This window comes from Actinorhabdospora filicis (assembly GCF_030269765.1).
Taxonomy (GTDB): Bacteria; Actinomycetota; Actinomycetes; order Mycobacteriales; family Micromonosporaceae; genus Actinorhabdospora; species Actinorhabdospora filicis.
In genome coordinates this window covers 155,881-175,431 of record NZ_BSTX01000008.1, presented here as the reverse complement: position 1 = coordinate 175,431, position 19,551 = coordinate 155,881, and the positions used below count along the sequence as shown (strand labels likewise).

The window sequence follows — 19,551 nt, the reverse complement described above, 5'->3', positions numbered from 1 at the left end:
CTCCCTCGCCCTCTTCCCCCTCCCTCTTCCCCCACCCTCTTCCCCCACCCTCTTCCCCCCCCCTCTTCCCCCGCCCTCTTCCCCCGCCCTCTTCCCCCGCCCTCTTCCCCCGCCCTCTTTCGGCTTGCGGGCCGTGGGCCTCACCCAGCCCACGCCCCGGGCCGCCGGGGTCACGCCGTCTCACCGGCCGGGGTTCACCTCACAAGGCCGCTCTCAGTAGCCTCCAGCCGCCTCGCCTTGGGTCTCACCCGCTCGCCTCCATGGCCCCGCGCTGCCTCAGCCCACGCCGTCTTCTTCTCGCCTCTTCCCCGCCCACCATCTCTCGCCCCGCCACCTCTCGCCCCACCATCTCTCGACTTGCGGGCCACGCGCCTCACCCCAGCCACGCCCGGCCACCGGAGCCACCCCACCCATTCGAGCCCCACCCCAGCGACTCCCCCGCCCTCAGCCTCGCCCCATCCCCGCACCACCCCAGCCCGCACCACCCCAGCCCGCACCACCCTTCCTCTCGCCTCTCCCCCTTGGCCCGGCCATTCCATCCCCACCCTGATCGTTCGGGTTACTGCCTGCGGATCTCCCGTCGTCCGGCCTCGCAGACGGTGAACGAGGAACCCGGGGGTGTCAAGCCAAAGAACGCGGCTTGACACCCCCAGAACCCTCGTTCCAAAGACCCGTCAGGCCGCACGCCGAAAGATCCAGCTCTCGAAGGAAAGGTTGTGCGGGGCCTAGGCTTCGGGCCAGGTCTTGTCTTCGGCTGCGGGTCAGGTCAAGAGCCCTACCCTGCTACGCATCGCACCCGGCTCCAGCCATCGTCACCGGGCTGTCTTCGGGCAGGCTTCACCCATCGCTGCGTGGGTGGCCCGGGTCCTGCCTTCGTCTTGCGCTTCTCTCCCCCACCCCACTCCACCCCACCCGGCCAGGACTTCGTCTCACCCCCACTGCACCAGGCTTCGCATCACACCCGGGCGGTCATCCGTCACCGGCCCTCACCTCGGGCGGCCTTCACCCATCACTGCGTGGGTGGCCCGAGTCCTGCCTTCGTCTCGCGCTTCTCTCCCCCACCCCACCCCACCCCGGCCCGCCGTGGCCGTCGCCCATGCCGTCGGCCTCACGCCACCTTTCTCCTCACGCCACCTTCTGCGGTCCGAGTAGGCGTCGGCCCAGTTCGGTCGGCATGTGGCGGACGCGTTTTCCGTCGCGTCGGGTGGCGACGAGGCCGGCGTCGCGGAGGGCGGTCGCGTGTTCTGACACCGAGGCGGGTGAAACGCCCAGGCGGCGGGCGATTTCGCCGGTTCCGGCTCCGCCGACCACAGCGCGGAGGACGTCGGCTCTTGTTCTGCCGAGGAGGCCGACCAGGGGGTCCGTGTTGGGTTGTTCGGGGATGCCGGGGGTTGTGTCCACGGGGTAGACGAGGACGGGGCGGTCGTCGAAGCCTTGTTCGGCGAAGGCGGGGCGTTGCCAGAAGACGCTCGGGGAGAGTCTGATGCCTTTGCCGGTGAGTGTCACTTGGCGGTCGGGGCGGCCGTCTTCGATTTCCAGGGTTTCGCCGTCGAAGCGGATGGCGGGGCCGAGGGCGTTCATGGCGGCTTTCAGTCCGCCGGCGGCCAGGTTGTCGGCGAATTCGGCGGCGGCGGTGGCTTTTCTCGCCTGGACGCGGTGCCAGACGTCGCCTTTCAGGCAGGCGTCGTAGTAGGCGCGCATGGCTTGCCAGACGGCTCCCTCTCCCGGGAGGGTGCAGTCGTTGGGGATGACCTGGTCGGGGATGCCGTCGGGGTAGAGGCGGACGAGGTCGACGATGGCTCGGGCCGATGGGGGGATGTGGCGGAGGGCGTGGGCGCGCCAGCGTTCCATGAAGACCGAGCGTGGGGGGACGTGCAGGGCTTCCAGGGACGCGGGGATCTCGATGACCGGGGCCTCGCCCACGATCACCATGCCGAGATCGGCCATGCCGAAACGGATCCGCAGCATCCTTCAACCTGCACGTCGGGCCTGAGAACTAGGAGTGGTCGAGCACGATCTTGCCGAAGATGTCGCCGTCCGCCAAATGGGCCAGGGCCTTCTTGGCCTCGCGGAGGGGGTAGACGCGGTCGATGACGGGACGCAGGTCGTGCTCGGAGCAGAAGATCAGCAGCTCGGCGAGTTCGTCGCGGGTGCCCATGGTCGAGCCGATGATCTCCAGCTGGAGGAAGAAGACCCTGCGCAGGTCGACGGGGGCCTCGTGGCCGGCGGTGGCGCCGGAGACGACGATGCGGGCGCCGGGGCGGGCCGACTTCAGGGAGTGGTCGAAGGTGGCGGAGCCGACGGTTTCGATGACGACGTCGACGCGTTCGGGGAGGCGGGCGCCGGCGGGGAGGGCGGTGGCGCCGAGTCCGGCGACGCGTTCGCGTTTGGCCTCGTCGCGGCTGGTGACGTAGACGCGGGCGCCCATGGTGGCGGCGAGGCGGACGGCGGCGGTGGCGACGCCGCCTCCGGCGCCCTGGACGAGGACGGAGCCGCCGGGTTCGAGGCGGCCGCGGGTGGTGAGCATGCGCCAGGCGGTGAGCCAGGCGGTGGGCATGCACGCGGCCTCGTGGGCGCTCCAGCCCTCGGGGGCGGCGAGGAGGTTGCGGGCGGGGATGGCGATCTTCTCCGCGAAGGTGCCCGGGTGCAGCTCCGACAGGAGGGTGCGGCCGGGGTCGAGGGTCTCGTCGGGGAGGCTGGCGTCGGCGATGACAGGGTAGATGAGGTGCGGGTGTCCGCGCCGGATGGCCACGCCGTCGCAGCCGAGGATCATCGGCGTGCGGTCCTTCGGCAGGCCCACGCCGGCCAGGGACCACAGGTCGTGGCGGTTGAGTGAGCTGGCGACGACGTCGACCGTCGTCCAGCCGTCGGGGACCTCGGGGTCGGGCAGCTCACCGACGGCGAGGGCGGACAGCGGATCGTCGGACGAGACCGTGTTTGCGTACGCGGCGAGCATCCATCGACGCTATCGGTCACGGCGCGTGCGTGGTGGGCAGCGCGCGCAAAGTCACAGCTCGACCGGTGAGAAGTCCCAGGAGTGGGGTTTGCGCGTCACGAGGTAGCCGGGCGGTTCCTCGATGTCGACGGGGTCGCGGCGCCAGCGGGTGATGACGACGACGCGGTGGTCGGGCGAGGAGAAGACCTCCACCGACACCAGGTTCGGATCGGCCCGGACGGCGGGCACGGCCCGCTCGCAGACCCACGACAGCACCTCGTCCAGCGACTCGGGGTGGGACTGGACCTCCCACATGCGCACGATCACGCCCGTGATTCTCGCATCCGCGCGGCCCCGGGCACCATTGTCGGCATGTCCCCAATGGAGACGGGCCTGGCCGGACGCGCCCGCGAGGTCACCTGGGTCAACGGGCCCGGCGGCGCGCGAGGCCTGCTGCGGCGGATCACGCGCGGGCGGCTGGGCCGGTCGCGGCCCTTCGAGCGGGTCACGCTGCCCGGCGCGCCGTGGCAGGACGCGCCGTCTCCGAACCTGTACGGCTGGCGGGAACGCGCGGCCAACGAGGACGGCCAGACGCGCTTCGCCGTCGACTACCTCGTGTGCGGCGAGTGCGCCCTCGGCTGGCTCGAAGAGCCCTTCCGGCACCAGTCGCACGAGGGCACCGGGCTCGCGGCGGCCTGCCTCGCCGCCCTCGGCGCCGACCACCCCGGGCGCACCTGGCACGCCCTGCCCGGCGGGCGCATGGACGCCGCCGGGTACTGGGACGTCACCGAGGCACCGCTGTGCGCGCACCTGCGCGCGATCGCGCTGGCCGGGCGCGTCCCCGAACCGCCGCGGCGGGGCCGCTAGCCCCGCCACGGCACGGGTTCAGCGCGACTCCCAGGCCGCCTTCACCGCGGCGGCCACGGCGGGCGCGACCGTCGGGTCCAGCGGGCTCGGGACGACGCACCCGGCGGACAGGTCCTCGCCCACCCGGTCGGCGATCGCCTCGGCCGCCGCCAGCTTCATCGCCTCGGTGATGTGGGTGGCCCGCGCGTCCAGCGCGCCCCGGAAGATGCCCGGGAACGCCAGCACGTTGTTGATCTGGTTCGGGAAGTCGCTGCGGCCGGTGGCCACCACCGCCGCGTACTTCGCCGCGACCTCCGGGTGCACCTCCGGCGTCGGGTTGGCCAGCGCGAAGATGATCGCGTCGGGCCCCAGGCCCGCCAGCGCCGCCTCCTCGATGGAACCGCCGGACACCCCGATCAGCACCTGCGCGCCGCGCAGGGCCTCGGCGATGTCACCGGTCAGGCCGCGCGGGTTGGTGAACTCCACCAGTTCGCGCTTCACCGGGTTCAGGTCATCGCGTCCGGCGTGGACGATGCCGCGCGAGTCGCACACGACGAGCTCGCCGACACCGGCGGCGTGCAGGGCCTTGGTGATGGCCACACCGGCGGCGCCGGCGCCCATCACGACCACGCGCAGGTCGCCGAATTTGCGGTCGGTGACGCGGGCGGCGTTGCGCAGGGCGGCGAGGGTGACGATGGCCGTGCCGTGCTGGTCGTCGTGGAAGACCGGGATCGGGAGGCGTTCCTCCAGGCGGCGCTCGATCTCGAAGCAGCGCGGCGCGGAGATGTCCTCCAGGTTGATCCCGCCGAAGGACGGCGCCAGCCGCGCCACGGTCTCCACGATCTCGTCGGGATCGGTGGAGTCCAGGCAGATCGGGATCGAGTCGACCCCCGCGAACTCCTTGAACAGCGCGGCCTTGCCCTCCATCACCGGCAGGGCCGCGCGCGGCCCGATGTCGCCCAGGCCGAGGACGGCGGTCCCGTCGGTCACCACGGCGACCAGATTGGACGTCCAGGTGTACTCGGCGGCCAGCGACTCGTCGTCGGCGATGGCGCGGCAGACCTCGGCCACGCCGGGGGTGTAGGCGATCGAGAGATCCTCCTTCGTGGCCAGCGGGACCTTGGAGGACATCTGGAGTTTGCCACCGCGATGGGCGGCGAATATGGCGTCATGCTGCGGATCTGGCACCCACCGACATTAACCGTCTGACGCGGGAACGGCCGTGAGGCGAGCTGGGCGTCCCAGGAGGCAGGAGTACGGGAGTCCGGCATCCCATGCCGCGTTCCCGGGTCCCGCGCCCCTGCGGCGGCCCCCCGAGTAAGGTCGCCCGTGGACGATCACTTACCTGCTGGAGGATCCCCATGCTGTTCAACCGCCTGCTCTCGGCGATCACGCCGAGTACCACGGCGTCCGCGCACTGCGACCTGCCCTGCGGCGTCTACGACCCCGCGCAGGCCCGCATCGAGGCCGAGTCGGTCAAGGCGATCTGCGAGAAGTACCAGGCCAATGAGGACCCGGAGTTCCGCACGCGCGCGCTGATCATCAAGGAGCAGCGCTCGGAGCTGGTCAAGCACCACCTCTGGGTACTGTGGACGGACTACTTCAAGCCTCCCCACTTCGAGGCCTACCCGCAGCTGCACCAGCTGATCAACGAGGCGACGAAGCTCGCCGGCGCGTCGGGCGCGAAGGGGTCGGCCGACCCCGAGGTCGCCGACAAGCTGCTGGCCAAGATCGACGAGATCGCCAAGGTCTTCTGGGAGACCAAGCAGGGCTGAGCCCGCGGTCGCGCGACCGCCCGCAGCCGCGCCGGGAGGCGCGGCTGCGGGCGCTTCGGTTCCGGCGCCCGCGCGACACACCGATGGGGGAGGATGCTGCGGTGGGGACGCCGCTTCCGCCGGATCGCACCGGCCGGGAACGAGAGGGAGGCACATGAACGACGCAGACGTCCTCGGGATCGAGGTCATCGAGGTCCAGGTTCCCGTCGACCCCGCATACCTGGCGGTCCTGCGCACCGCCGCGGCCGGTCTGGCCACCCGCCTCCAGTTCTCCCTCGGCGAGATCGAGGACCTGCGCATCGCCGTGGACGAGGCCGCCGCGATGCTCATCGCGGGCACCCGCCGCCACGCGCCCGACGCCGAACTCACCTGCCGCTTCGAGGTCACCGACGATGAGGTGCGCGTCGCGGTCTCGGTGCCCGGCGACGGTCCGCTGCTGGGGCACGACACGATCCCCTGGCGCGTCCTGAACGCGCTCACCGGGACGGTGCGGGCCGAGCAGTCGGCCTCGGGGACGACGATCACGCTGGTGAAGACGCGTCCGGCCTAGCGTCACCGGAACGCTGAACCGGACCGGCGGCGGGCAATCCGCGAATCGCGGCGGACCGGTCCCGGAGCGCCGGAAGTCGGTCATCCGGGCGTCGCCGGAACGCTGAAACACACCGGTGGCGGTCCCCCCTCGAATCGGCGGCCCGATCCGGCCGCGGGATCCCGATTCGCCATGGATTGCCGGAATCCGTCACCCCGGTGTCACCGGAACGCTTAAGCGGGGACCGGGTGGGCCCCATCGCGTCCCCGCGACGGCGGGCCGGGTGTCGCCATCGCCACACCACCGCCTCTCACCTGCGGTGACGTGGATCGCTTCACATGGGGGCCACCGTACGGCCATCCCGGCCGAAGTTCTTGTCACACGCGTCCCCTACAGTGAGCGACATGGAGTACTCGTCCGGGAAACCGTGGGCGGTCTGGGAGACGGCTGTGAATACAGTCATCCCCTCGTCCCGGGGAACAGGACGAGGGGATGACTGGAATGGCTGGGAAGTCTGCGGAACAGTTCCGTCAGACGGCCTCGGCGGACAGGGTCCGAACACCGCCCCGGCGCTTCAGCGCGCGGCGTTCGTCCTCACTCATTCCACCCCAGACTCCGGCGTCTTGGCCCGACGCGAGGGCCCACTTGAGGCAGTCCTCGGTGACAGGGCAACGACGGCAGACCTGCTTGGCCTGCTCGACCTGGAGCAGAGCCGGCCCCGTGGTACCGATCGGGAAGAACAGCTCCGGGTCTTCGTCCCGGCAGATGGCGTGGTGGCGCCAGTCCATGAGTGCAACTCTCCTTGATCTGAGTAATGGATCTTGCAACGACTCAACGTCATATGGCGCGTACGTGGCATCGTGCGCGCGACGGGCGCGGCCTCGTACCGAGCGACCTTGTGAATGCTTTCACGAACTCGCGCAAAGTCAAGGGGGAAACTCCAGGAAACTTGGGCCGCGTGAGCAACCTCACGGGGCTTATGCCCGAATTTACCCAAGCTTCACAGGGCCGTTCCACACGCCGGTACGGCGGCCTCTTACAAACCTAGTACGTTTAGCCGCCGAATGTGGGCCATTCCGCCGAACATCACGTCAGAACTTTGAGTGCTCCCGGAATCGACCGGAAGTGCACGACGTCCCGCTCCCCTACGTAGTCGCCGTCCAACTGGAACGGTTGCGGGCGCTCACTGCGCAATGTGAAGTCGCCCAGATCATGCAGTGTGACGACCTGCTTGCCGTGTGGTCCCGAACCGCCGAATAGAAGCTGTGACGCGGTACGCACAGTGGCGGGCGTGGTGAGGGCGTGCAGGCCCATGACGTCGAGTCCCGTATCGAAGGACGCCTTCGGATTGGGGTTGATCGCGCGCCCGCCGATATAAGTCCACGGTGCGGTGTTCTGCACGATCGCCATCGCCAGATTCGTTTTCCCCGACTCCCCCGGACGCTCAAGCGTGACGACGGGATGACGCCGGTCGGAGCCGACGAGGAACTGTCCCATGAGCGACTTCAGATACAGCCCGGGCGTGGCCGTACTGCCCTTGACACGGGCTCGCTCAACTCTTCGGATCACCGCCGCGTCGAGTCCGAGTCCGGCGCAGAAGGTGAAGAAGCGGCCATCGGCGGTGCCGAGTCCGATCCGCCGGTATCGCTTGTCGCGCAAGGCCTCCAGAATCACGCCGGTGCCTTCGGCCCAGTCGCGCGGCAGTCCGAGCGCACGCGCGAAGACGTTCGTCGAACCGCCCGGGACGACGGCCAGCGCGGGCGCGTCATCGGCGGTGCGGCCCTCGGCGAGGAGCCCGTTCACGACCTCGTTGACGGTGCCGTCCCCGCCGAGGGTGACGACGACGTCGGCGCCGTCCTGTGCGGCCTCGGTGGCGATGTCGGCGGCGTGGCCGCGACGCTTGGTGTACTCGACCGTCAGATCGACCTCGCTGCGCAGCGCGCGGACGAGGACGTCCCGGCCGCGCTCGGTGGTCGTGGTCGCTTTCGGGTTGACGACGAGGACGGCGCGCATGGCCTGGACTGTACGGGGGTTAGCCTTGGGCCCGTGACCGGTTCACCTCGGGCCGTGCTGCCCATCACCTTGAAAGCCGTCATCGCCGCGCTCGTCCTGGAGGCGGCGGGACTGGTGACCTACGGGTCCTTCACCCTCACCGCCGCCGCCGACGGCCAGGCGTTCTCCTATGGCGCGGCGATCACCGAGGGCGTCGTCTGGATCGTCCTGGCGGTCCTGCTGGGCGTCTTCGCCTGGACCCTCGCCAAGCGCAAGTCGTGGGCCCGCAACGCCACGATCTTCCTGCAGCTGATGCTGCTGCCCATCGGGTACTTCATGATCAAGGGCGGGCACCCCGGCTGGGGTGTCCCGGTGCTGGCCCTGGGGCTGCTGAGCGTGCTGGTGCTGATGTCGGCGCCGGTCCGCGAGGCCCTGGGCATCGAATAGCCCGCGAATACGGCGGAAGGGCCGCTCACCATCGGTGGGCGGCCCTTCGGCGCATCCGGGCTACTTGGACCGGGCTACTTGGGCGCCCGCGCGCTGCGGAAGGCCGCGACCGCGAGGGTAATGGCCGCGATGGCCAGGACGCCCGCCACGCTGGCGATGACCAGCGAGACGGTGTCGTTCTCGTCGGCGTCCTTGGCCTCCGGGGCCGTGGCGCTCGGCTGGTCGGCGTGCTCGTCGCCGCTTCCGGCGACCACCTTCAGCGCGGGGGCGGGGTTCTCCGGCTCCTCGGCGCCGGCGGCGGGCGGGTCGGCGATCCACGCCGCCTCCTCACCGTCGGAGTAGGTCTGGATCGCCTTGAAGATCAGGGTGCTGCCGGCCACGTCGGGCACCGGGCCCAGGGACAGCCCGAACTCCACGAACTGGCCCGGCTGGACGCCCGCGGCGGCGTTCTCGGCCGTCCACGTCACCGTCGAGACGGCCTCGGTGATCTGGCGGCCGTGCACGTCCAGGGGCGTGGTGAGGGTGCGCTTGGCCGTCTCGACCTTCCAGCCCGCGATCGGGGTGGTGCGGACCGAGGCGAACGGGTACTGCTCGGGCAGGGTCAGCTCGATCTTGACGGTGCTGGCCGTGTCGCTCTCATTCGGGACGCGCAGGTCGACACGCGCGTACGAGCCCGCCTGCACCTGGCCTGGGTTGATGGTCACGTGTGCCGAGGCCGCGCCCGCCATCGTCAGGACGCCGATGAGCGCGAGCCCGGCGACGGCGGTGAGGCGTTTGAGGACGCGCATGGGGTTCTCCTTGTGGGTTCTAACGAATCGTGATCGTTTGGGTGACGGTCGCCTGCTCCGTGCGCCCCGTGCGCAGGGTCAGGCTGAAGGACCAGTCCCCGGCGGTGGGCACCGTGAAGTCGGCGGTCACGTGGTTGGGGGACAGTTCGAGGATCTTGTCGACGGGCACGGCCGCGAGGTTCTGCGAGGGCAGCGACATGGTGATCTTCCATTCGAGCGGGTCGATCTCCGTGGTGCCGTCGGGCGCGAAGGCGTACAGGTGCATGGTGTTGGCGCCGACGCGGCCCGGGTCGATCTCCAGCTGGAGCTGGAAGTAGTTCGAGCTGAGGCGCTTGGACACCGGCCCGGCCGTCTCCTGCTGCTGCTCGGTGTAGGCAACGCGCGCGGGCGTGGTCTGCACCAGGACGGCGGTGACGGCGATGATGACGGCCGCGATGACCAGCTCGGCGGCGATGACGCCCCGCAGGCCGCGCGTCTCCCGCTCGTCCAGCGGCTCGTCGGGGACGCGTTTGCGCAGCATCGCGCGGGCGATCGCGGCCGTGCCCAGGACCAGCGCGAACAGCGCGGCCTTGACCACGACGAGACGCCCGTAGGTCGTGGAGAACAGCGCGGCGGGCTGCCCGATCTCGATGAGCGCCTGCGCGACCCCCGCCACCGCCAGCGCGATGACCAGCCGCGTGGCCCACGCCGACCACACCGGCAGGAACCGCGCGGCCTCCTCCGCCCGCGAGGGCCGCACGAGGAAACCGACGAGCGCGGCCAGCCCGCCGACCCAGATCGCCCCCGCGCCGACGTGGACGGTGTCGGTGAGGACGGTCAGGGGCGGCATGGGGGACGTCGTGGCGTGCCCGGCGAGCGGCCAGCTGGCCACGCACGCCAGGCCCAGGACACCCAGGCACCACTTGTCGCTCTTGCGGGCGTCCCGGCGCAGCGCGAACAGCAGGATCGGCAGCGCGGCCAGCACGGTGAGCATCCGCAGCAGCATCGCGATGCCGAAGCGACTGGAGACGACCTCGGCGATGTCGCCGCGCCCGACCCCGAACAGCCCCGACCCGACGGTGTAGGGGGCCTGGAGGTACAGCCCGGTCATGGCGGTGACCGCGACCAGGCTCAAGCCGGTCGCGGTCAGCCGCAGGACGCCCCGGCGCGGCGCGGACCAGGCCGCGATCAGCAGCAGCGTCGGGCCCAGCGCCAGCGCGAGCCCGGCGACGGCGAGTCCCCGGTTGACCTGAACGAGCAGCTCGACGGCCGGGTCCACGTCCGGCGCGTCCGGCAGCGCCGGTGCCGCCGCCGAGGGCGCGCCGATGGAGAACGTGAAGCCGCCGGGCACGGGGTGCCCGTCGGCCGAGATCACCCGGTAGGTGACCAGGTACGTGCCGTTCGGCAGGCCCTGGCGCAGCGGCAGGGTCATCGTGGCGCCGCGGACGGCGGCGTCGCCGCTGTTGGCGCGCGCCCCGTCCGGCGCGACGACCCAGGTCTGCGCCTTGACGGGGCTGACCGGTTCGCTGAAGGTGACCGAGACCTCCACCGGCTGCGTGGGCAGGACGGTGTTGGCGGTGGGACTCGTGGACACGACGGTGGCGTGCGCGTAGGCCGCCTGCGAGCTGAGGAGGACGGTGACGAGACCGGTCAGGACGGCGGCGAGCAGGCCGAGGCCGCGCGCGACCCGGGCCACGCCGGGCGTCCTCACGCCGTCACCGGTCGCGGGGGACGGACCGCCGTGCGCCCCAGCAGCCACAGCAGGCCCGCCTGAACGCAGGCGACCATGTGCCCGGTCTCGTCGGCGAGCGCGCGCATGCCCTGCGCGACGTCGAGGGAGGAGCTGAACAGCAGGCACACGGCCAGCACGACGGCGACGGGCACGAAGGCCTTGGCCCGCTCCGGGCGCAGCGCGGCGAGGAGGAAGCCGACGGCCACGGCGATGTCGAAGGAGGCCATCTCGCGGCTGGTGTGCACGACCTGGAAGTCGGTGATGCCGGTGGCGGTCAGCAGCGCGGGGACGGCCAGGGCGAGCTGGACGACCGCGGCGACGCCGACGGCGATGCGCAGGATGCGCCGCCGTCCGGCCAGGAGTGATTCGGCGTAGACCTCCTGGCGGCGGCCGTCCTCGCGGACGGCGGACAGGACCCGTTCGGTGAGGTCGGGGGGCTCGGTCGCCGAAGAGGCGAGGGCGGCCTCGCGCAGTTCGAGGGCGCGCGCGTGCCAGGCGGCGCAGCCGGGGCAGGTGAGGAGGTGCTCGTGGACGGCGTCACCCTCGTGCTGGTCGCCGGGGGTCTCGCCGTCGAGGATGGCCGATAGCGCGGCTCGCGCGGTGTCACAGTCCACGCTGGTGTAGTCGGGCGGCGGCGGGGATTGGTTCCCGGCGGGAAGGGGGTGTCGGGCGGGTGTCGTGGGGATCACGGGTGGGGTGGTTCGGCGAGGGGCGCGGTCGTGGGTGGGACACGGCCTCGCGTCACCTCGGCGGGTGGTCACGGGTGAATCCCACTCGGCCGCCGTGTTGCCGCACCGGCCTCTCGTTCCTCCGCGTGAGCGCGTGCGGTGGAGTGCCCACTCGGTGTGGCCGCCGGGTTGGGCCCGTCAATCCGCGCGGGTGGTGGCGGCCCGGGCGGCGCGGAGTGCGGCGGTCTCCGTCCCTCCACGCGATCGCGGGCGGCGACCTCATCCACGCGCCGGTGAGGCGCGCGTCACCCGCGTTCCCCCGAACGTGCCGGTTCCGGGCGTGTCGTCCCGGCGGCGGGTGAATCCGGTTCGCCGGCCTTCGCGAGGGCACGTCGGTGCCGCACTCGTCCGGCAGGTCACCTGAGCTCCACGTCACCGGCACCCCGGCGCGCGTCCCCCTCGTCTCTCCGCCCTCTCGTGTCCCCTTCCGCCCCACGACACCGGGTGAGCGGTCTTCAGCTCCGCCCGCGACCCCCGTACTCTCGGTGTCTGTGAGCCTTCCCGACACCGCGGTCCCCCGCCCCGACGCCGATGACGAGGCGACGTCGTGGGCGCTGGCGGCGCGTTCGGGCGATCCGGTCGCGCAGGCGGCGTTCGTGCGCGCCACGCAGCGGGACGTGTGGCGGTTGTGCGCGTCCCTCATCGACCGGGGCAGCGCCGACGACCTCGCGCAGGAGACGTTCCTGCGGGCGTTCCGTTCGCTCCCGGCCTTCGAGGCGCGCAGCACCGCGCGCACGTGGCTGCTGGGTATCGCGCGTCGTGTGTGCGCCGATCATCTGCGGACGGTGGTGCGCCGCCGGAAGCTGGCGGCGGCGGTGGCCGTGCGGGCCGAGCCGGGCCTGCGGGAGCCCGATCCGGCGGGCGCGGTGGACGTCCGGGACCTGCTGCGGCGGCTGCCCGACGAGCGACGCGCCGCGTTCGTCCTCACCCAGGTCCTCGGGTTGCCCTACGCTGAGGCGGCCGCGGTGGAGGGGGTGCCGGTGGGCACCATCCGCTCGCGGGTGGCGCGGGCGCGCGCTGATCTGGTGGCCACGCTTCTGCACGATCCGTCGGAGAATCCCGTCTCAGAGGGGAACTGAGCCGCCCACCGCCGCGTCCGTGTCGAGGGAACTTCGACGCGCGAGGAAGCGACTAAGTGGTGATGACGAAGACCGAGAACCGTTGGCTGCCCTGGCTGGGCGTCGCCTGCCGGCTCGTTCTGGCGGGGGTGTGGATCGTGGCGGCGGCGCTGAAGCTGCCGGAGCTGGGCGATTCGGTGCGCGCGGTGCAGGCGTACAAGCTGCTGCCCACGGGCATGGCGTCGGCGGTGGGCTACACGCTCCCGTTCGTGGAGATGGCCGTGGGCCTCTTCCTGCTGGCGGGCCTGCTCACGCGGTACGCGGCGGCCGTGTCGGGCCTCCTCCAGATCGCCTTCATCATCGGCATCTCCTCGGCGTGGGCCCGTGGGATGAGCATCGACTGCGGATGCTTCGGGAACGGTGGTGAACTGACCGCGGGGCAGTCCCCGAACTACTTCTGGGACCTCCTCCGCGATGTCGGGCTCCTGATCGCGTCGGCGATACTGGTGCTCTGGCCGCGTACACCCCTTTCCGTCGACCGTTGGATCCGCGGCGAGTGACCGTGGCGTGTACGCGACAGGAAGGTACCGATGGGTAAGGCACAGAGGAAGGCCTCGGCCGTCGTCAAGGCGCAGCGAGAGGCGGAGGCCCGCCGCAAGCGCGTGACGATCGTCGTCTCGGTGGTGGCGGCGCTGGTCGTGATCGGCGGCATCATCACCTGGGGGATCGTCAAGAACAACAGTTCCGCCGAGGTGGTGCAGCCCAAGGCGCAGACCGAGAACTACGGATTCGCGCGCGGCACCGGTCCCATCAAGGTGGACGTGTACCTGGACTTCATGTGCCCGGTGTGCAACAAGTTCGAGGAGACCTACGGGCCGCAGCTCGACCAGGGCGTCAAGGAGGGCCGGATCACCCTGGTGACCCACCCGGTGGCCATCCTGAACCGCATGTCGCAGGGCACCGACTACTCCACGCGCTCGGGGGCGGCGTCGGTCTGCGCGGCCGACGACGCGAAGTTCCCCGAGTACGCCGCCGCGCTGTTCAAACAGCAACCCGCGGAGAACACCGCGGGCATGACCAACGAGCAGCTCGCCGGGATCGGCCGCACGATGGGCCTGGGCGACACGTTCAGCACGTGCGTGACCGACCAGACCTACGCGGGCTGGATCGACAAGGCGACCGAGGTGGCCTCCGAGGACGGTCTCAGCGGCACGCCGTGGACCAAGATCAACGGTAAGGTCGTGGAGCTGAAGGACTTCGGCACGACCCTCGACGCGGCCCTGGCCGCGAACCCGAGCCCCAGCGCGACCTGAGGACGGCGAATGTGAGCCCGGCGCGGCGCAGCGGACGATCCGCCGCCCTCGCCGGGCTCTTCGCCGTCCTTATCCTCCTGGTTACACCCGGTATCGCCGTCGCGCACGGCACCGCCGGGCTGGAGAACTCCGACTACCGGGTGAGCGTGACGAGCGTCCCCGGCCTGCCGGGCCTGGAGGTGCGGCCCGTGGAGGCCGCCAGCCGCCTGGAGCTGACCAACACCGGCGACCTGCCGGTGGAGGTCCTCGGCTACTCCGGCGAGCCCTACCTGCTGATCTCGCCCGACGGCGTGTTCGTGAACGTGTTCTCCCCCGCGGCCTACCTGAACGAGACCGCGACCGGGGCGACCGCCGTCCCCGCCTACGCGGCCCCCTCGCAGGCGCCCTACTGGCAGAAGGCGACCGACGAGCCGCGCGTCCGCTGGTTCGATCACCGCGCCCACTGGATGAACGAGGCACCGCCCGCCCAAGTCGCGGGCGCCACAACAGACCAGCGCATCCTCGACTGGACGATCCCCCTGCGCGTCGGCGTCACGCCCTACCAGCTCACCGGCACCCTGGACTGGGTCGCTCCCCCGTCGGCGGGCACCTGGGCGGCGCTGACGATGCTGGCCGGAGCGGCCGTGGTGTTCGTCGGCGTGTCCACCCGCATCCCGGACCGCGTGGCGCGCCTGAGCCTGGCGAGCGCGGCCGCCGTGGCCGGCGCGGCGGCGGTCGCCGACGCGATCGGGCGCGCGATCACCTCGCAGGACCTCCAGACCGGCTGGTTCAAGATCCTGTTCACCGCCGAGCTGTGGCCCCTCTTCGGCGGCGCGGTGAGCGTCGCGGCGGCGGCCTACGCCTTCGCCCGCAAACCCGCCGCGGACCTCGCGCTGGGCGTGGCGGGCGTGTGCCTGGGGATGTTCGCCGGGCTGTCGCGGATCCCCTCGTTCGCCTACGCGGTGACGCCCACGCCGTGGTCAGGGGACGTGGACCGGGTGCTGATCGTGGCCGGGCTGGGGCTGGGCACGGGCCTGGCGGTGGGGGCGCTGGTGCGGGCCAGGCGCAAGGGGCAGATGCACTGATCGGCGCGACAATGTGTCCGATCAATCCATGATGCGCCGTCTGAGCAGGGTTAACGTCGATTCTCCCGTGCCCGGAGAAGAAGGCCCCCATGGTGAACCAGCCCCCACGCCCACGCCCCCTCACCCGCAAGCAGACGACGGTCATCGGCATCATCGGCGCGATCATCGCGCTGGTGATCTGCGGCGGTTGCCTGAACCTGCTCGGACTCACGCCGGACAAGCCGTCGAAGCCCGCCGCCGACCAGGCGCACGCCACGCCCACGCCGTCCCGCACGCCCTCGTCCAGGCTGTCGAGCCCGAGCCCATCGCCCAGCCCGTCGGCGAGCCCGTCGCCGTCGAAGTCCTCGAAGCCGCCGGCCGACGACGGCGACGACCGCGACGGCGATGACGGGAAGGACTCCGGCGACAAGGGGCACGACGACCCGCCGCCCGCGGCGAAGAACGACCCCCGTTACAAGACCTGCAAGGAGGCCAACGCGCACGGTTACGGCCCCTACCGCAAGGGCGTCGACCCCGAGTACGACTGGTACATCGACCGCGACAAGGACGGCCTGGTCTGCGAGACCTAGAAGTCCTCGTCCTCCTCGTCGGAGACCTCCACGAGGCTCCCCCCGCGTCCCTTCACGCCGAAGACGATCCGCACCCGGTGCGTCGCCTCCGCCCCGCCCTGCGCGACCACGAAGCGGACCTTCCCGTCCTCTTCCCGCGCCTCCAGGCCGATCTCGGCCTCGGCTTCCTTGATTTCGAGGCGGATCCGGTTCTCCCCGGCCGCCTTGGCCCCCGCCGCCGCGCGGCGGCGGGCCTCGGTCAGGTCGGCGCGCAGGGCGGCGATCGCGTCGGCGATCCCGTGCTGTTCAGAGCTCATGCGTGAGGCTAGCGCGAACCGGCCATACTACTGCATGTCCTATTTGACAGATTTCGCCCCCTATGCCATCCTCGGCTATCGGTCAGGTCGCGATCGTCCCTGATGGACCGTCCACACGGTTCACGAGCCACAGTCCGTTGCCACGGCTGTCCGGACACGAGCGCGTCCGCCTCTCGGGGGAGGCTTCATGCGTCCTGCTCACACCGTCCTTTCCACTCTCACTCTCGCCGCCGCGCTGGCTCTCACATCCGCCGTGGCGGCGCCCCGGCCCGCGCACGCCGAGGGCCGCCCACAGGTTTGGCCGAAGCCGCGCGAGTACTCCGCCGAAGGCGACGGCTTCCGGCTCGGCGACCGCGTCGGACTGGTCACCGGCGCCACCACCGACGCCGCCGCGGTGCGGGCCGTCCGGGACGCCCTGCGCGCGGCCGGGGTGGGCGACATCCGCGAGTCCGGCGAGGATCCGGGCACCGGCGTGGTGGTGTGGTTCGCCGGTGATCCACCCGTGGACGCCGATCCCTCCGGGCTGCCGCCCGAGGGCTACGCGCTGACCGTGGCCGCTTCGGGGAAGCGCGGCCACATCGCCATCGGCGGCGATGGTCCGGGCCAGTTCTACGCCGCGCAGACGCTCCGGCAGCTCATCGGGCCCGACGGCGGGCTGCCCGGCGTCGCCGTCCGCGACTGGCCGGGCATGGCGGTGCGCGGCACCGTTGAGGGCTTCTACGGCGACGCCTGGTCGCACGCCGAGCGACTGTCGCATCTGGACTATCTGGCCGCGCACAAGATGAACACCTACATCTACGCGCCCAAGAACGACCCGTACCACCGGGCCCGCTGGCGCGAGGCCTATCCGGCGGCCGAACTGGACCGCTTCGGCGAGCTGGCCGCCCGCGCCCGCGCCGGGCACGTGACCATGGACTTCGCGCTGTCCCCCGGCCTGTCGATCTGCTTCGGCGACACCCGGGACGCCGACGCGGTCCTCGGCAAGTTCGAGGCGCTGCGGGCGCGCGGCGTCCGGAAGTTCACCCTCGCCTTCGACGACATCCGGGCCGGCGACTGGCACTGCGATGGCGACGCCGCCGCCTACGGCTCCGGCGGGGCGGGCGCGGGCAAGGCCCAGGCGGACCTGCTGAACCGGGTGGCGTCCTGGGCGCGCGGCAAGGGGCTCCCGGCGCCCGGGTTCGTGCCGACCGAGTACTGGGGCCTCGGCGACACCCCGTACCGCGCCGCCCTGCGCGACCGGCTCGACGCGTCGGTGATCGTGCACTGGACCGGCACCGCCGTCATCCCCGGCACCGTCACCGTCGACCAGGCCCGCCGCGCCCGCGCCGACGTCGGCCACGACCTCATGCTCTGGGACAACTACCCCGTCAACGACTACATCGCCGGGCGCCTCCCGCTCGGCGACTACACCGGCCGCGAGCGCGGCCTGTCCGGCCCGCTCTCCGGGCTGGTGTCCAATCCCGCCAACCAGCCCACCGTCAGCCGCCCCGGCGTCTTCGGTGCCGCCGCCTTCGCCTGGAACGACGCCGCCTACGACCCCGGCGAGGCCTGGACGGCCGCGCTGGCCGAGTCCGGCCCGCTCGGCCCGCTCAAGCTCTTCGCCGACGTGAACACCTACGACGGCACCCTCCACCGCGAGCAGTCACCGCGACTGAAGGCCGCGATCGCCGCCGGTGGCGCCGAACTGCGCTCCTACGCCTCCCGCCTCGCCGCGGCCCCCACCGGCATTCGCGCCGGCGTCTCCCCCGCCTTCGCCGCCGAGGCCCGCGCCTGGCTCGACGCCACCGACCTGTGGGCGAAGGCCCTGCTGGCCGCCCTCGACGTCCTCGACGACAAGGGCCCGCAGGCACTGTCCGACCGCCGCCGCGCGGTGGACGCCATGACCGCCGCCCGCGCCGTCCGCGATGTCCGCAGGCCCCACTCGGGCGTCGCGCCACGCGTGGGCGACGGCGTCCTCGACGTGTTCATCGCCGAGGCCTTCACCGACCTCGACCGCCGCCTGGGCATCATGCCGCCCGCCTCGGCCCGCTCCACCATGGACGTCTACGGCGACAACGGCCCCGCCCGCATGCTCGACGGCGACACCGGCACCTACTACTGGAGCCGCCGCGCAGCCCGCACCGGCGACGCCCTCACCGTCGACCTCGGCGGCGTCCACCGCGTCGGCCGGATCGCGCTCCTGATGGGCAAGGACGACCGGCCCGGCGACTTCGTCCACGAAGGCGTCCTGGAACGCAGCCGCGACGGCACGTCCTGGACCCGCCTCACCGCCTCCGACGAGGCCGAGGTCCGCGCCGACGCCGGCGAAGCGGAGGCCCGCTACATCCGCTACCGCGCCACCGCCGACAACACGGCCGAATGGGTGGTCGTCCGCGAGTTCGCCGTCACCGACCTCGACCGCGTCACCTACACCGTCACCGGCGGCCCCTCCGGCGACCTGCGCGCCGCCGCCGACGGCTCCCTCGACACCACCTACCGGGGCAGCGGCGACGGCGAAGGCCAGACCCTCACCCTCACCGCCTCCCGCACCGGCCCGCTCTCCCGGGTGACCTTCGTCGGCCACGGCACCGGCACCGCCGAGATCCGCACCGGCGACACCTGGACCTCCATCGGCCACTTCGACGACTACACCGAGCTGCGGGTGGAGAACGTGCGGACCAACGCGATCCGCCTCCGCTGGAGCGGAACGACGGCACCGGAGGTGCAGGAGGTGGGGGTGAGATGGTGAGAACGCGCGGGGCGAGCGAACGCGCCGGTGAACGGCCGCCACCCGGCCACGGCCCGGTGAGGAGACCGGCGGGTGGAAGGTGGTGGCGACAGACGGGCGGCACGGCACCCCGCCGCCCACCGGGCCACGGTGTGGCGGGGCGGTGAAGCCGCCCGGGGACTTCGGCCCGGCATGATCCGCACGCACCCCGCAACGGCGACCTGCACGGCGAGCGGATGCGGCGACCCGGCTGGGCGATCTGGCTCGGCGCCCGAGTACCGCGACATGCGCCCGGCGATCACCCGACCACGGACCCCGGCCCGAGGCTCGGACCTCGGCCGAGCTCATGCGCCTCCCGCGATTTCCGCGCGCGGCGTGTGCAGCACCTCGATCACGGCGGGCCGAGGGCGGCGGCGATACCCGGTGGCCGCCGGGGCACCCGCCTCGCCCGCGAACCACATCGGCGAGCACCACTTCGACCGGCGCGAACGCCAGACCGCCCGGTCTACCGGGATCGACCGGTGGAGATGGTGGTGGGTCATGCCGCCACGGTGCCGAGGTGTGTGGCGAGGGCATTCGCCCATCGGTCGGCGATGTCCGGCTCGGCGCGCCACGCCACGGCGGGGCGCGGCGAGGCAAGGCAGGGCGAGGCGGGGCGAGGCAGGGCGAGGCGGGGCGGAGTGAGGCGGGGTGGGGTGCAGCGGGTCGAGTCCCCGGGAGCGATGCCACGCCGGATTGCCTTTGGTGGCACGGCCATGGCGCGGTGTGCGGTTGCCGGTCGCGGCGGGCCCGT

The 19,551-nt window shown here is 72.0% G+C and carries 20 protein-coding genes; 10 read left to right on the top strand and 10 right to left on the bottom strand.

The genetic code is table 11. The annotated features are described in order from the left end of the window. Positions 1 to 1,125 precede the first annotated feature (1,125 nt). Genes QSK10_RS33670 through QSK10_RS33660 form a run of 3 tightly spaced genes read right to left on the bottom strand, consistent with a single transcriptional unit; the run spans position 1,126 to position 3,262 of the window. Entirely contained in the window at positions 1,126 to 1,968 is an 843-nt protein-coding gene (locus QSK10_RS33670) for an ArsR/SmtB family transcription factor (protein ID WP_285667600.1), read from the bottom strand. Positions 1,969 to 1,996: 28 nt separating this feature from the next. Further along, positions 1,997 to 2,956 (bottom strand): zinc-binding dehydrogenase, encoded by a 960-nt coding sequence (locus QSK10_RS33665; RefSeq protein ID WP_285667599.1) that lies wholly within the window; start codon positions 2,954 to 2,956, stop codon positions 1,997 to 1,999. 51 nt (positions 2,957 to 3,007) lie between these two features. Further along, positions 3,008 to 3,262, bottom strand: a complete 255-nt coding sequence (locus tag QSK10_RS33660; RefSeq protein WP_285667598.1) for a hypothetical protein — start codon at positions 3,260 to 3,262, stop codon at positions 3,008 to 3,010. Positions 3,263 to 3,307: 45 nt separating this feature from the next. On the opposite strand from QSK10_RS33660, the gene QSK10_RS33655 reads away from it, so the two are divergent. After that, positions 3,308 to 3,802, top strand: coding sequence for a hypothetical protein (locus QSK10_RS33655; protein ID WP_285667597.1), 495 nt, complete (start codon positions 3,308 to 3,310; stop codon positions 3,800 to 3,802). An 18-nt stretch (positions 3,803 to 3,820) separates the two neighbouring features. On the opposite strand, the gene QSK10_RS33650 is transcribed toward QSK10_RS33655, so the two are convergent. After that, entirely contained in the window at positions 3,821 to 4,912 is a 1,092-nt protein-coding gene (locus tag QSK10_RS33650) for an NAD(P)-dependent malic enzyme (protein WP_285667611.1), read from the bottom strand. Between the two features lie 230 nt (positions 4,913 to 5,142). Here QSK10_RS33650 and sodN point away from each other — a divergent pair, with 230 nt between their 5' ends. After that, the gene (sodN, locus tag QSK10_RS33645; protein WP_285667596.1) at positions 5,143 to 5,556 is read left to right on the top strand and encodes a superoxide dismutase, Ni; all 414 of its coding nucleotides are present in this window, start codon (positions 5,143 to 5,145) and stop codon (positions 5,554 to 5,556) included. A 154-nt stretch (positions 5,557 to 5,710) separates the two neighbouring features. Continuing rightward, a complete protein-coding gene (locus tag QSK10_RS33640) occupies positions 5,711 to 6,106 on the top strand; it encodes an ATP-binding protein (protein ID WP_285667595.1) in 396 nt (131 codons plus the stop codon). 509 nt (positions 6,107 to 6,615) lie between these two features. On the opposite strand, the gene QSK10_RS33635 is transcribed toward QSK10_RS33640, so the two are convergent. Continuing rightward, positions 6,616 to 6,873: a WhiB family transcriptional regulator gene (locus tag QSK10_RS33635; protein WP_285667594.1), complete on the bottom strand. Its 258-nt coding sequence runs from the start codon at positions 6,871 to 6,873 to the stop codon at positions 6,616 to 6,618. A 298-nt stretch (positions 6,874 to 7,171) separates the two neighbouring features. Continuing rightward, positions 7,172 to 8,098: a diacylglycerol/lipid kinase family protein gene (locus tag QSK10_RS33630; protein WP_285667593.1), complete on the bottom strand. Its 927-nt coding sequence runs from the start codon at positions 8,096 to 8,098 to the stop codon at positions 7,172 to 7,174. Between the two features lie 33 nt (positions 8,099 to 8,131). Between QSK10_RS33630 and QSK10_RS33625 the strand changes: the two genes are divergently transcribed. Beyond that, a complete protein-coding gene (locus QSK10_RS33625) occupies positions 8,132 to 8,524 on the top strand; it encodes a hypothetical protein (protein WP_285667592.1) in 393 nt (130 codons plus the stop codon). A 74-nt stretch (positions 8,525 to 8,598) separates the two neighbouring features. Here QSK10_RS33625 and QSK10_RS33620 read toward each other — a convergent pair whose 3' ends face one another. The 3 genes from QSK10_RS33620 to QSK10_RS33610 are packed head-to-tail and all read right to left on the bottom strand — an operon-like array spanning position 8,599 to position 11,637. Continuing rightward, the gene (locus tag QSK10_RS33620) at positions 8,599 to 9,312 is read right to left on the bottom strand and encodes a YcnI family copper-binding membrane protein (RefSeq protein ID WP_285667591.1); all 714 of its coding nucleotides are present in this window, start codon (positions 9,310 to 9,312) and stop codon (positions 8,599 to 8,601) included. Between the two features lie 19 nt (positions 9,313 to 9,331). Continuing rightward, on the bottom strand, positions 9,332 to 10,987 hold the full coding sequence (locus tag QSK10_RS33615; RefSeq protein ID WP_285667590.1) for a copper resistance CopC/CopD family protein: 1,656 nt from the start codon (positions 10,985 to 10,987) through the stop codon (positions 9,332 to 9,334). 11 nt (positions 10,988 to 10,998) lie between these two features. Next, positions 10,999 to 11,637 carry a zf-HC2 domain-containing protein gene (locus QSK10_RS33610; RefSeq protein ID WP_285667589.1) on the bottom strand — a complete coding sequence of 213 codons (639 nt, stop codon included), beginning with the start codon at positions 11,635 to 11,637 and terminating at the stop codon, positions 10,999 to 11,001. A gap of 605 nt (positions 11,638 to 12,242) precedes the next feature. On the opposite strand from QSK10_RS33610, the gene QSK10_RS33605 reads away from it, so the two are divergent. The 5 genes from QSK10_RS33605 to QSK10_RS33585 all read left to right on the top strand — a co-directional run bounded on the left by QSK10_RS33605 (position 12,243) and on the right by QSK10_RS33585 (position 15,755). Continuing rightward, positions 12,243 to 12,830 carry a sigma-70 family RNA polymerase sigma factor gene (locus tag QSK10_RS33605; protein WP_285667588.1) on the top strand — a complete coding sequence of 196 codons (588 nt, stop codon included), beginning with the start codon at positions 12,243 to 12,245 and terminating at the stop codon, positions 12,828 to 12,830. Positions 12,831 to 12,892: 62 nt separating this feature from the next. Beyond that, positions 12,893 to 13,369, top strand: coding sequence for a MauE/DoxX family redox-associated membrane protein (locus tag QSK10_RS33600; RefSeq protein ID WP_285667587.1), 477 nt, complete (start codon positions 12,893 to 12,895; stop codon positions 13,367 to 13,369). A gap of 30 nt (positions 13,370 to 13,399) precedes the next feature. Further along, a complete protein-coding gene (locus QSK10_RS33595) occupies positions 13,400 to 14,122 on the top strand; it encodes a DsbA family protein (RefSeq protein ID WP_285667586.1) in 723 nt (240 codons plus the stop codon). Positions 14,123 to 14,133: 11 nt separating this feature from the next. Then, a complete protein-coding gene (locus QSK10_RS33590) occupies positions 14,134 to 15,186 on the top strand; it encodes a hypothetical protein (protein WP_285667585.1) in 1,053 nt (350 codons plus the stop codon). 89 nt (positions 15,187 to 15,275) lie between these two features. Further along, entirely contained in the window at positions 15,276 to 15,755 is a 480-nt protein-coding gene (locus QSK10_RS33585; protein WP_285667584.1) for an excalibur calcium-binding domain-containing protein, read from the top strand. Here the strand turns inward: QSK10_RS33585 and QSK10_RS33580 are convergent. Next, positions 15,752 to 16,051, bottom strand: coding sequence for a trypco2 family protein (locus tag QSK10_RS33580; protein ID WP_285667583.1), 300 nt, complete (start codon positions 16,049 to 16,051; stop codon positions 15,752 to 15,754). The two genes, QSK10_RS33585 and QSK10_RS33580, sit on opposite strands and share 4 nt — an antisense overlap. A gap of 187 nt (positions 16,052 to 16,238) precedes the next feature. Here QSK10_RS33580 and QSK10_RS33575 point away from each other — a divergent pair, with 187 nt between their 5' ends. After that, positions 16,239 to 18,779: a glycoside hydrolase family 84 protein gene (locus QSK10_RS33575; RefSeq protein WP_285667582.1), complete on the top strand. Its 2,541-nt coding sequence runs from the start codon at positions 16,239 to 16,241 to the stop codon at positions 18,777 to 18,779. Positions 18,780 to 19,551: the final 772 nt, after the last annotated feature.